10 protein-coding genes are annotated in these 12,745 nt (G+C 68.2%); all 10 read right to left on the bottom strand.

Translation table 11 applies throughout. The annotated features are described in order from the left end of the window. Positions 1-39: 39 nt before the first annotated feature. The 10 genes from ACT54R_RS08745 to ACT54R_RS08700 all read right to left on the bottom strand — a co-directional run bounded on the left by ACT54R_RS08745 (position 40) and on the right by ACT54R_RS08700 (position 12,708). Entirely contained in the window at positions 40-1,758 is a 1,719-nt protein-coding gene (locus ACT54R_RS08745) for a thiamine pyrophosphate-binding protein (RefSeq protein ID WP_476325424.1), read from the bottom strand. Between the two features lie 203 nt (positions 1,759-1,961). Then, positions 1,962-3,296, bottom strand: coding sequence for an MFS transporter (locus tag ACT54R_RS08740; RefSeq protein WP_476325422.1), 1,335 nt, complete (start codon positions 3,294-3,296; stop codon positions 1,962-1,964). Between the two features lie 37 nt (positions 3,297-3,333). Next, the gene (locus ACT54R_RS08735; RefSeq protein WP_476325420.1) at positions 3,334-4,140 is read right to left on the bottom strand and encodes an enoyl-CoA hydratase/isomerase family protein; all 807 of its coding nucleotides are present in this window, start codon (positions 4,138-4,140) and stop codon (positions 3,334-3,336) included. Between the two features lie 42 nt (positions 4,141-4,182). Continuing rightward, positions 4,183-5,727, bottom strand: coding sequence for an AMP-binding protein (locus ACT54R_RS08730; RefSeq protein WP_476325418.1), 1,545 nt, complete (start codon positions 5,725-5,727; stop codon positions 4,183-4,185). Continuing rightward, positions 5,720-6,238: a (2Fe-2S)-binding protein gene (locus ACT54R_RS08725; protein WP_476325416.1), complete on the bottom strand. Its 519-nt coding sequence runs from the start codon at positions 6,236-6,238 to the stop codon at positions 5,720-5,722. The genes ACT54R_RS08730 and ACT54R_RS08725 overlap by 8 nt, the downstream gene beginning before the upstream one ends. Next, positions 6,226-7,050, bottom strand: a complete 825-nt coding sequence (locus ACT54R_RS08720; protein ID WP_476325414.1) for an FAD binding domain-containing protein — start codon at positions 7,048-7,050, stop codon at positions 6,226-6,228. Before ACT54R_RS08720 ends, ACT54R_RS08725 begins: the two co-directional genes overlap by 13 nt. Beyond that, entirely contained in the window at positions 7,047-10,043 is a 2,997-nt protein-coding gene (locus ACT54R_RS08715) for a xanthine dehydrogenase family protein molybdopterin-binding subunit (RefSeq protein ID WP_476325412.1), read from the bottom strand. Before ACT54R_RS08715 ends, ACT54R_RS08720 begins: the two co-directional genes overlap by 4 nt. Positions 10,044-10,244: 201 nt before the next feature. Then, positions 10,245-11,084, bottom strand: a complete 840-nt coding sequence (locus ACT54R_RS08710) for a helix-turn-helix domain-containing protein (RefSeq protein WP_168462205.1) — start codon at positions 11,082-11,084, stop codon at positions 10,245-10,247. A 17-nt stretch (positions 11,085-11,101) separates the two neighbouring features. Continuing rightward, positions 11,102-11,872, bottom strand: coding sequence for an ABC transporter permease (locus tag ACT54R_RS08705; RefSeq protein ID WP_168462206.1), 771 nt, complete (start codon positions 11,870-11,872; stop codon positions 11,102-11,104). After that, a complete protein-coding gene (locus tag ACT54R_RS08700; protein WP_168462207.1) occupies positions 11,872-12,708 on the bottom strand; it encodes an ABC transporter ATP-binding protein in 837 nt (278 codons plus the stop codon). Before ACT54R_RS08700 ends, ACT54R_RS08705 begins: the two co-directional genes overlap by 1 nt. Positions 12,709-12,745: the final 37 nt, after the last annotated feature.

Genomic DNA, 12,745 nt, shown 5'->3' with positions numbered 1-12,745 from the left:
CCGGCCGTCCGTGACGGCGTTTGTCTTCAGCCGTGCAGGTCAGCCGTGTCCTGCCTTCAGCGCCGCCTCGCGCAGGGCGGTCAGCGTGGTCGAGGGGGTGATGGCCTCGGGGTCGATGACGAGTTCGAGCAGCGCCGGCTTGCGGTGCTCGGCGGCGAAGGCGCGGGCGCGGGCAAAGGCGTCGGCGAAGGCTGCCGTCTCCTCTACCTTCTCGCCGAATGCGCCATAGGCGCGGGCGAGCGCCGGAAAGTCGGGATTTTCCAGCGTCGTGGCGTACACGCGGCCGGGATATTCGCGCTCCTGATGGGCGCGGATGGAGCCGTACATGTTGTTGTTGACGACCAGCACGACGACCCCCGCCCCGTACTGGCAGGCGGTGGCCAACTCCTGCCCGCTCATGAGGAAGCAGCCGTCGCCGGCGAAGCAGATCACCTCGCGCGCCGGTTCATGGAGCTTGGCCGAGATGGCCGCCGGCAGGCCGTAGCCCATGGCGCCGGAAGTGGGCGCGAGCTGGGTGCGGAAGCCGCCGTAGCGATGGAACTTGTGGACCCAGATGGCGTAGTTGCCGGCGCCGTTGGTGAGGATGGCATTCTTCGGCAGCACGTCGCGCAGATGCATCATGACTGCGCCGAGATCGAGCGGGCCGGGCATGGTGCCGGGGGTCTGGTCTGCCTCAAAGGCGGCGCGAGCGGACCGCACCTCGTCGCTCCACGGCATGCGGGAGCGCCAGCCGGCGGGACCCTTGGGTTTCAAGGCAGCGGCAGCGGCGGCGAACTCCGGCATTCCCGCATTGATGGGCAGGTCCGCCTGATAGACCCGGCCGAGCTCGTTCGGGTCGGCATGCACATGCACGAAGCGCTGCGCCGGGCGCGGCACGTTGAACAGGGTGTAGCCGTTGGTGGTCGTCTCGCCGAGCCGTCCGCCCACGGCAATGATGAGGTCGGCGTTGCGGATGCGGGCGACGAGCGCCTTGCTCGGGCCGAGGCCGGCGTGGCCGATATAGTTGGGGTGGGTGTTGTCGAGGATGTCCTGCCGCCGGAAGCCGGCTGCCACCGGCAGGTCGAACGCCTCCACGAAATGCGCGAAGTCCCGGCAGGCGGTCTTGGTCCAGCCGCCGCCCCCCACCAGAACGAGGGGCCGCGCGCTCTCCCCGATCATTGCCGCAAGTCGCGCCATGTCCTCCGCGCCCGGATGGGCGGCGACGCGGCGGTAGGCTTCGGCATCCGCCGTCTCGCATTCGTCGGCGAGAACGTCCTCCGGCAGCGCCACCACCACCGGGCCTGGGCGGCCGGAGGTCGCCACGTGGAAGGCGCGGGAGACGAGTTCCGGGATGCGCTCGGGGCGGTCGATCTCCACCACCCACTTGGCCATGCCGCCGAACATGGCGGGATAGTCCACCTCCTGCCACGCCTCGCGCTGGCGCATGTGCGAGCCCACCTGGCCGATGAACAGGATCATCGGCGTGGAATCCTGCGCGGCGGTGTGGACGCCGATGGCGGCGTGGCTGGCGCCCGGTCCGCGCGTGACGAAGCAGATGCCGGGCTTCGCGGTGAGCTTGCCATAGGCCTCCGCCATGTTGGCGGCGCCGGCCTCGTGGCGGGTGACGATGGTCTGGATCGCCCGGTCGGCTCCGCCGAGCGCGTCGATGGCGGCGAGGAAGCTCTCGCCGGGCACGCAGAAAACGCGTTCGACGCCATGAATCTTCAGCGCGTCCACCAGGATTTCGCCGCCGGAGCGCAAGGTCTTCGTGTTCGCCATGGTCCTGCCCGTGTGTGGTCTTGCCCGGTCCTGCCGGGGTGCGAGGCCGCGCCTTTTCGGCGCGACCCGCGCGTTTGAGGGTTGCCCAGCCTAGAGCGCGATCCGATCAAGTTGAATCAACTTGATCGGTGAATCGCCCTCTAACTCTAAGAAGAGAACGCGTGACCCGATCTGATTGCGGTGCAATCAGATCGGCGCGTGCTCTACCGAAAATTGCCCTTGGTTTCCGGGATGATGAGCGTGCCGATGAGGTAGAGCACGAACACGCCGCCGGCGAAGAAGGAGAGCGACAGCGGCAGGTCCGCGGGCGTCGGGCTCGCCAGCGAGACGAAGGTGGGCATCATGCCGCCGATGGCGAAGCCGATGTTCCACGACAGGCCCGTTCCCGAGGCGCGCATGGCGGTGGGAAAGCGCTCGTTGAGGAAGATCAGCACCGGCGCGTAGCCCGCATTGCCCATGAAGGCGATACCCAGCGCATAGAGCACGATGGTGGAAAGATCGGTCGCCTTCGCCATGCCGAGATAGAAGGTCGGCAGGAGGATGATGGCGGCCATGCCCACCAGCAGGAAGGTCTTCTTGCGGCCGATGATATCGCTGAGCGCACCCACCAGCACCGCCGAGATGAGGGCCGACACCGAGCAGGCCATCAGGATGTAGGACGAGGTCTGGTTCGGCAGCTGGTTGATGAGCTTCAGGAAGGTCGGCATGTAGCCGGAGGTGAGGTAGTAGCCCGCGCCGCCGCCGATGGTGATGAGCAGGTTCACCAGCAGCACGTTGCGGTAGCCGCCCGCGAACAGCGCCTTGAGCGGCGTCTGGGCAACGACGCCCTGCGCCTTCTTCGCCGCCTTCTGCTTCTGCATCTCCTTCCAGTACGGGGATTCCTCAAGGTTCCGGAAGATGAACCAGCCAAGGAAGGACGAGAGCAGGCCGGAGAAGAACATCACCCGCCAGCCGGTCTCGGCGAAGGCATCGCCCGGGAACAGGGTTGAGGTGACGAGGAAGACGATGGAGGCGAGGAGCGCACCGATGCCCGCGCCGCCGCCGCCGACGAGGCCGGACATGAAGCCGCGCCAGTTCGGCGGCACCGATTCCGTGCCGATGGTGTGGGTGGAGGCCACCACGCCCCCCACGAACACGCCCTGCACCAGCCGCAGTAGCAGGAAGATGACCGGCGCGATGGCGCCCACCTGATGGATGGTCGGCAGCAGGCCGAAGGCGGCGGTGGAGAGGCCGACGCCGGTGATGGCCACCAGCATGGCGCCCTTGCGGCCGTGGACATCCGCATAATGGCCGAACAGGGCCGAGCCGATGGGCCGCATCAGCAGCGTCACCGCGAACGAGGCATAGACCGCCGCCAGCGACCAGGTGGGATGGGTGGAGGGGAAGAACAGCTGCCCCACCACCGGGGCCACATAGAGCAGGATGAACAGGTCGAACAGATCGAGCGACCAGCCGAGCACCGACGCGATGATCGCGCTGTTGCGCTGGCGGCTCCCCACCGCGATGGCGGTGGGGGCAGTTGCGTCTTGAGCAGACATTGTTGTTTCCTCCCGGCCCTGAGGGGCAGTTTCGTGCTCAGAAGCCCTTGAATTCGGGCTTGCGCTTTTCGTGGAAGGCCTCGACGCCTTCCTTGAAGTCGTGCGACTGCCGCAGGCGGCTGTAGCAGTGGCCTTCCAGCTCGATGGCGATGGAGAGCGGGGAATCCTCGGTATCGTTGAGCAGCTTCTTCGCCGTGCGCTGGGCCATGGGCGAGAAGGCGACGAGTTCGTCCACGAGGGCGTCGGTGGCCTTTTCCAGGTCCGCGTCGGCGACCTTCTCGGTGGCGATGCCCCAGTCGAGGGCCTGCTGGGCGCTGATGCGCTTGGAGCGCATCACGATGTCCTTGGTGCGGGTGATGCCCACCATCATCTGCAGGCGTGCGGAGCCGCCGGAGCCGGGGATCTGGCCGAGCTTCTGCTCGGGCAGGGCATATTGGGTGGTGTCGGTCACGATGCGGAAGTCGCAGGCGAGCGACAGCTCGAAGCCAACGCCGAAGCAGAAGCCGCGGTTGGCGGCGATGACGGGCTTGGAGGCGCGGAACGGGGCCGCGATGTTCCAGGCGAGCTTGGAGACGGTCTCCGGCGAGGCCTCCATGAAGCCCTTGATGTTGCCGCCGGAGGAGAAATGCTCGCCCACCGCGCGCACCACGATGACGCGCACGCGATCGTCCTCGTCCAGCGTCTCGAACACGAGGCGCAGCTGGTCGCGCTCCGGCATGGAGACGATGTTGAAGGGCGGACGGTTCAGGATGATGTCGGCGCGCTGTTTGGCTTCGTCGATCTCGACGCCGAACCCGTCGAGCTTGGCGAGGCGGGGGTCGGAGAAGGTGTAGGCAACAGCCATTTTGGACTTCCTTTTGGATGATCTGCGATTGGTAAGAAGAGATCAGGCGGCGGAATGGGCGGCGTCCGCCTCGGCCACGTATTCGCCGGCCACGAGCTGGCGGCGCAAAAGCTTGCCCACCGGTGATTTCGGAATGTCGGCCACGAAGACGAAGCGGCGTGGGCGCTTGAAATTGGCGAGGCCCGAGGTGCGGCACCAGGCATCCAGCTCGCCCGCCTCCACCGGCGCGGCGCGCTTGACGAAGGCGACGACGATCTTGCCCCACTTCTCGTCGGGCAGGCCCACCACGGCCACTTCCGAGACGGCGGGGTGAAGCGAGAGGCAGCTCTCGATCTCAACCGGGGAGACGTTCTCGCCGCCCGTGATGATCATGTCGTCCACCCGGCCGGTGACGAAGAGGTCGCCGTCCTGGTCGAGAAAGCCGGTGTCGCCGGTGAAGTACCAGCCGTCGCGCAGGGACTTCGCGTCCGCTTCGGGGCGCCGCCAGTAGCCCTCGAAGGATTCGTCCCCCGCCAGCAGCGCGATGATCTCGCCTTCCTCACCCTCGGCGGCGATCTCCTCGGCCGAGGTGGCGCCGAGGCGCACCACGCGCACCATCTGGTTGATGCCCGCGCGGCCAGCCGAGCCAGGCTTCAGGATGGCCTTCTGGTCGATGGTGAAGGTGTAGATTTCCGAGGAGCCGTAATGGTTCACGAACAGCTCGGGCCTGAACTCCGCATCCAGCTTCTTCAGCAGCCCGTCGGTCATGGAGGCGCCGGCGAAGCCGAGCTTGCGCACGCTCGACACGTCGGTCGAGGCGAAGGCGAGATCATGCACGAGGTCGTGGTAGAGGGTCGGCACCAGATAGAGGTTGGTGACGCGCTCCCGTTCGATCAGCGCCAGCGCGCTCTTGGTGTCGTAGCGTGGCAGGCAGACGAAGGTGCCGCCGATGACCGACATGGCAATGAGCGAGCGCACCCCCATGGTGTGGTAGAGCGGCATCACGCCCAGCGTCACCTCGCCCCGCCGATAGAGGTTCTGCGCCACATGGGCGATGCCCGCCGCCCGCTCTGCCCGGTGGCGGCGCGGCACGCCCTTGGGGCGGGAGGTGGTGCCCGAGGTGTAGAGCATGATGGACCAGGCATCCGCCCCCGCCCGCGGCAGCGGGTCGGGTGCCGCCTCGGCCAGAAGCTCGGCGAAGGGCACGGCGCCCTCAGCCGCGACACCCACCGCGATGGTGAGGAGGCCGGCGGTGCGTGCCGCGCCCTGCACCGCTTCGGCGGAAACCGCCTCGAACACCAGGGCCTTGGCTTCGGCATTCTCCAGCGCGAAATCGATCTCGTCGGCCTTGCTGCGCCAATTGATGGGGGTGATGACGATGCCGGCGAACTGGCAGGCCCAGTGCAGGGTCGCCGCCTCGAATCGGTTCTGCAGCACGCTCACCAGATGGTCGCCGGGTTTCAGTCCCAGCCGGTCGAAGGCGGCGACCACGGCGCCGATCTTGCCGAGCCACGCGCGATAGGTGAGGCGCAGGTCGCCGTCCACGATGGCGATGGCTCCCGGATCGCGCGCCACGCTGGCGAGGAAGCTGGTGCCGAGGTCAAGCATGGGCGGGTTCCCCCTGGACTTTTCGCAGTTCCGCCGCCGCTTCCAGCGCGGCGCGGACGATGGGCGTGTAGCCGGTGCAGCGGCACAGATGGCCGGAGAGGAGATCGCGCACGGCTTCCTCGCTCGGGTCGGGCTCCGCCTTCAGGAACACGTCGAGCGACATGAGGATGCCGGCGGTGCAGAAGCCGCATTGCAGGGCGTGATGGCGGCGGAAAGCGGCCTGCAGCACCGAGAGGCGATCCGGTGCGGGGGCGAGGCCCTCCACGGTGCGGATGGCGCAGCCCTCGACTTGCACCGCGAGCGTCATGCAGGCCCGGGTGAGCATGCCATCCACGTCCACGGTGCAGGCCCCGCACACGCCATGCTCGCAGCCGACGTGTGTGCCGGTGGCGCCGATCTCGTGGCGCAGGAAATCCGAGAGCAGGGAGCGCGGGGCGGCCTGCCCCGACACGGGGCGGCCGTTGAGGGTGAAGCGCACGGTATGGCGCGCCTTGGCGCTCAGGCGCGGCATTGTCTGGCCTCCTCGATGGTGGAACGGCCGATGCGGCGCACCAACTCGCGGCGATAGCGGGCGCTGGCGTGCACGTCGTCGCGGGCATCCAGTTCCCACGCGAAGGCGTTCAGCGCATCCTCGAGCGCCGAGCCGTCGAGCAGCGGGAAATCCCGTGCCACCGGCATGTCGGCGACGCCACCCACGCCGAGGCGGATGCCCGTGTCCGACACCAGCGCGGCGCAGGCGACGATGGCGAAATCCCCATGGCGGCGGGCGATTTCGCGGAAGGCCGTGCCCTCGCCCCTTGGGGCGGGGAAAGAGACGGCCTCGATCATCTCGTCGTCGGCCTTGGCGGTAGCCATCATGCCGGTGAAGAAGTCCTCCGCCGCCACTTTGCGCGCGGCTTTGGCGTTCCTCAGATGCACATGGCCCTTCAGCGTCACGAGGCAGAGCGGCAGCTCCGCGCTCGGGTCCGCATGGGCGATGGAGCCGCAGACGGTGCCGCGGCTGCGGGTCTGGGCGTGGCCGGTGAAGGGCAGCGCCTTGACGATGAGCGGCGCGGCATGGGCCAGCCCATCGGAGGCCAGCAACCGCGCCTGCCGCACGCCGGCGCCGATCTTCAGCGCGCCCTTCTCCTCGTCCATCCGCGCGAGGGGGGTGACGCGCATGATGTCCACCAGCACCTTGGGCCGGGCGAGGCGCATGTTGAGCATGGCCATGAAGGACATGCCGCCGGCGAGGATGCGGGCGTCCGAGCCCTCCTCGCGCAGCACGGCGAGGGCTTCCTCCACGCTCTCGGCGCGGACGTAATCGAAGGCCGCGGGCTTCATCGCGCGTCCCTCCCGAGGAAGGAGGAGAGCCGGGCGAGGAGCCGGGCGACGAGGCCGCCGTCCGGCGCCGCACCGCCGCCCGCCTTGCGGGCCAGCGCCGCGAAGAACTGGCCGATGATGACCTTGGCCGCGCCATCCAGCAGGCGTCCACCGACGCTCGCCACCTTGCCGCCCACGAAGGCCTCGTAGGTGTACGAAAGCTCCGTCCCGCCCGCGCCGTCCGGCGTGAGGCTGATGCGGCCGGAGCCGCCGCCGAAGCCGAGGTTTCCGTCCACCTTGCCGGAGAGAGTTACGGCGTTCGGCGGATCGAGGTCGGAGAGCGCAACCTGCGCCTTGTAGCGGCCCTTCACCGGGCCGATGCCCAGCGTCACGTCGGCGGTGAATCTGGTGTCCGAGACTTTCCGCACGTCGTGGGCGCCGGGGATGATGGCGGCGAGCGTGTCCGGGTCGAGCAGCATGGCCCACACCGCTTCCGGCGTTGCGGAGACATGAGCCTTGCCGTCCCCGCGCATGAGCCGCTCGCCCTTGCCGGAGGGGGCCGGAGCCGCCATGGCGCGGGCACCCGCCGGAGCCGGCGGCTCCGCGCCATGGATCAGGGCAGCCACGGCGGAGGGCACCAGCGGCAGGCGCACGTCCGTGATGCCCAGCGCATCCGCCACTGCATTGGCGAGGCAGGCGGGGGTGGACATGCAATTGCCTTCGCCCACGCCCTTGGCGCCAAGCGGCGTGAAGGGGGAGGGGGTCTCCATATGGACGATGACCGGCTCGGGCACCTCCATGGCGGTCGGCACGAGATAGTCGGCGAAGGTGCCGGTCAGGAAGCTGCCGTCCTCGCCATAGGCGTACTCTTCCAGCAGGGAGGCGCCGAGCGCATGGGCGAAGCCGCCGCGGATCTGCCCGTCCACCATGCCGGGGTGGAGGATGGTGCCGCAGTCATGCGCGGTCACGTAGCGGTCGATGCGGATGGCGCCCGTGTCGCGGTCGATCTCGATGCCGCAATAATCGAAGATGAAGCCATGGCAGAGGGAGGAATTGATGTGGTCGCCCGCGTCCGCCGCGGTGAGTTCCGGCGGCGTCCAGAACACCGTCTCGCGGATGGTGGGCGCCACCCCTTCCGGCAGTTGCGCCGGCGACCAGTGGGAGAGCGCGGCGACGCGGGAGAAGGGCACCGCATTGGCGGGATTTGAGCGGGCGGCGATCTTGCCGCCGGCGAACATCACGTCCTCCGCAGGCACGTTCAATTGGGCGGCCGCGACGCGGGCGAGGCGTTCCGCGATGCGGTCGGCCGCCATCTTCGCGGCGCCCGCCACGGCGGCAGCGAAGCGGCTCGCATAATTGCCGGAGGCGATGGACCAGGCATCCTTCGCCGTGTCCATCTCCGCATTCACGCGGATGTCGGACGGCTTCAGGCCGAGCACATCCGCGACCACCTGCGAGAGCACGGTGCGGTGGCCCTGGCCTTGCGGGACGGAGGCGACGTGGACGGTGACAGAGCCCACCGGATCGATGGCGATGGTGGCGGTGGCTTGCGCGCCGTTCTTCGGCCCTGCCTTGTGCCGCTCGGCGGGCGTGAGGAAGGTCGCGATATAGCCCATGTTGGAGACCGAGGGCTCCACCACGGCGGCATAGCCGATGCCGTAGATGCGGCCCTCCGCGCGGGCCTTGTCCCGCCGGGCCAGAAGCTCTTCGAGATGGCCGGCCTGAAGGCCCAGCTCCAGCGTCTTCTGGTAGTCGCCGGAATCCAGCAGCGCGCCGGAGGCGGTGCGATAGGGGAAGGCATCCGCCGGCACGAGATTGCGGCGGATCACCTCCAGTGGGTCCAGCCCCAGCTCCACGGCGATGCGCTGCACCAGCCGTTCGAGGGCGAGATAGACCTGCGGGCCGCCGAAGCCGCGGTTGAGGCCGGTGGGGCACTTGTTGGTCACCACGACGCGGTTGCGGACGGTGAGGTTCGCGATGTCGTAGGCGCCGGTGAGGTTTCCGTGCATCCGGTAGAGCGTCGCCGGCTCGGGCGCGCGAAGGTGCGCGCCGCAATCCTCCACCTGATCGTAATCGAGCGCCGTGATGCGCCCGTCCGCCGTCACCGCGGCGGTGAGGGTCGTGGCGCGGTTGGTGGCGGAGACGGAGGCCATGAGGTGTTCGAGGCGGTCCTCGATCCACTTCACCGGCCGGCCGGACACCCGCGCCGCCACGGCCCCCAGCACGATGTAGGGGAAGATGCCCTGCTTGATGCCGAAGGATCCGCCGCTGTCGCGCGGCGTGCGCAGGCGCAGGCGATTGCCCGGCACCTTCAGCGCCCGCGAGATCACCGCATGGATGGAGAAGGGGCCCTGGAAATTGGCGAGGACGTCATAGGCATCCTCGTGCGGGTCGTATTCAGCGACCAGCCCATAGGTTTCGATGGGCGTGCAGGAATTGCGGGGGTAGCGCACCGAGATGGCGATGCGGTGCGCGGCCTTCGCGAAGGCGGCTTCAGGGTCGCCATAGCGGAAGCTGCGGTCGGAGGCGATGTTGTGCGGAAAGCCGTCGTGCAACAGCGGCGCGCCGTCTTCCATGGCGACGAGCGGGTCCACCACGGCCGGGCGCATCTCGTAGGCGACCTCGATGAGGTCGAGGGCGTCCTCCGCCACGTAGCGATCCTGCGCGACCACGAGGGCCACCGGCTCGCCGACGAAGCGCACGCGGTCCACCGCCATGGGCCAGCATTCCACCGGCGCCTTCACCCCCACCACGAGGGAGTTGGTGAGCCCCGCCACGTCGGCCCCGGTGAGCACGGCGGCGACGCCGGGCAGCGCCTTGGCGGCGCTGGTGTCGATGGAGGCGATGTCCGCATGGGCGTGGGGCGCCCGCAGGATCGCCATGTGGAGCGTGCCGGGCTTCACGCCCAGATCGTCCAGATAGCGGCCGCCGCCGGTGAGAAGGGCGGCATCCTCCACGCGCTCGATGGCGCGGCCGACCCACTCTCCCGCCTTGTCGTGCGGCGTATCCAGCATCCCGGCGCTTCCCTTTTTGCCCCGCAGGTGCGGCGGCTTTGGTTGGCGGGAAGGTGCCGGGACAGGGCGGCGCGGGCCATGCCGAGCCGTCTCAGCTTTTACCGAGGAGTCTCATTCGGCGTTGTGCGGTGCGGTGGGAAAGGCAGGGCGCCGAGGCCTCGAAAGCCCTTATGCCGCATCAGCCTTTGGCGCGGGCGCGCCTCACATTGCGATGCGGGAGATGGCGCGGAATTCGCTGGGCGTCACGCCGGTATGATCGCGGAAGAAGCGGGTGAAATGGGAGGGGGCGGCAAAGCCGAGGCGCTCGCCGATATCGGTGAAGCTGTCGTCCTCGGCGGTCACGGCGGCCACCGCCGCCTCCACCCGCATCACGTTGAGATAGATGCGCGGCGGCACGTTGGTGGAAGCCTCGAACAGGCGGAAGAAGTGGGCGCGGGAGAGCCCCGCTTCCCTGGCCAGCGTAGACGTGTCCACCTCTTCGGCGAGGTTGGCGCGCATCCCGTCCACCACCCGGCGGATGCGCCAGTCCATGCGGCGCTGGCCGTCCAGCGCGCGGATGGAGAAGCTGCGCCAAGGGGTGAAGCGCTCCACCACCGCGATCATCAGATCCGCCAGCAGCGCCTCGTGGACGGCCTTCGCGTCCGGTTCGGCCATCATGGCGGCGGCGAGGTCGTGGGTCAGGCGGTGGATGCGCGGCGAGACCTCACCGCCAGGCTGCTCGAAGAAGCCGGCGCCGCCCGAGGCCACCCAGCCGGGGCGGAAGGTCTTCAGCCAGTCCGGCTCGATATAGAGGGCGAGGATGATGGTCTTCGGCCGGCTCGGATCATGCACATAGGCATGGGGCTCCCAGCCGTTCACCAGAACGCACGAACGGTCGGTGAGGGGAACGAGCCCTTCACCGACCGCGAATTGCGTGTCCGCGCCCTCGACCTTGAGGAGCACATGGCAGTGCGGATGCGCGTGGCGCACCAGCGGGCGGTCCATATCCAGAAGGGCGACCCGCCCGAAGGCTCCATGCGCGATCCGGAGTGCGTTCGACATCCGGCCTCTTTCTATGCTTAAGCTTTCGCCTTCCAGGGGATCAGCATCCGCTCGATCTCGTCGAGGATGACGGAGAAGACGAAGCCGAGCAGGGCAATAACCAACAGCCCCACATACATGGTGTCAACCGTCAGCACCTGCCAGGCGTTCCAGATCATGTAGCCAATGCCGTCCGAGGCGGCGACCATCTCCGAGATGGCGATGAGGATGAGGCCCATGCCCATGGCGAGCTTCACCCCGGCCATGATGGAGGGCAGCGCCCCCGGCAGCGCGATGGTGCGGAACACCTGCCAGCGGCTGGCGCGGTAGTTGTGGCCCACGTCCAGATAGATCTTGTCGATGTTGGCGACGCCCATCACCGTATTGATCAGGATGGGATAGAAGGCGCCCAGCGCCACCATCACCACCTTGGACATCTCGCCGAGGCCGAAGATGAGCAGCACGAGCGGCAGGATGGCGCTTTTCGGGATCGGGTAGGTGGCCGAGATGAGCGGATCGATGGCCGCGCGCAGCGGCTTCGAGATGCCCATAGCGAGGCCGAGGAACAGCGCTGGCACGCCGCCGAGCAACATGCCGAGGAAGAGGCGGCGCAGGCTGGCGAGGAGGTTCGTCCATAATTCTCCGGAAGCAACCAGCGCGCCGAAGGTGTGGACGATGCTGGAGGGCGGCGGGAAGAAGCGGGCATCGATGAGCCCCATGCGCGCCGCCGCCTCCCACAGGCCGAGCAGGACGAGGGGCGTGAGAAGCCCGATGAAGCGTTCGCCGACGAGGCCGGACCTTTTTGCCATCACTTGCCTCCCTCGGCATTCATGCGGGCGCGCTGCACCTCGTCGCGCAGCTGCTCCCAGATGTGGAACACCAGATCGCCGTAGGCGGGATCGTGGCGCAGCTCCAGCACGTTCCGGGGGCGGGCGAAGGGCACGTCGATGATGGCCTTCTCGCGCCCCGGATTGGCGGTCATGATCATGATGCGGTCGCCCAGCGTCACCGCCTCGTCCACCGAATGGGTGATGAAGACAACAGTCTTCTTGGTGGCTTCCCAGATGCGCAGCAATTCTTCATGCAGCAGCATCTTGTTCTGCTCGTCGAGCGCCGAGAAGGGCTCGTCCATGAGCAGGATTTCCGGATCGTTGGCGAAGGCGCGCACGATGGAGACGCGCTGGCGCATGCCGCCGGACAACTGGTTGGGATAGCGGTCGCGGAAACGGTAGAGGCCGATGCGCTCCAGCCACAGCTTCACGCTCTCCGCCACGTCCTTCTCGGCGACGCCGCGCATCCTGAGGCCATAGGCGGCATTGTCGTAGACCGTCATCCAGGGGAACAGGCTGTCGCCCTGGAAGATCATGGAATTCTCCGGCCGGCTCGGGTCCGTCCGGTTGAGCTTCATGGTGCCTTCGCTGACGCTCTCGAGCCCCGCGAGCATACGCAGGAGAGTGGTCTTGCCGCAGCCCGAGGGGCCGACGATGACGAAGAACTGGCCCTGCGGAATGTCGAGGTCGATGCCGTCCACCGCCACGAAGCCGGACGACCCGAAGTATTTGCGCACGCCGCGCATGGAAATCTGCACCGGCGGCGCGGCTTCTGCAGGGCTCGGCTTCACGTTCAACATGCTCACGACGGCCATGAAGTCTTCCTCCGGATTCCGGATGGGGCGGCGCCGC

The sequence above is a fragment of the Xanthobacter sp. DMC47 genome (genome assembly GCF_056313845.1).
The sequence above is the reverse complement of the archived record's forward strand: the minus strand, read 5'-3'. Positions and strand labels throughout refer to the sequence as shown.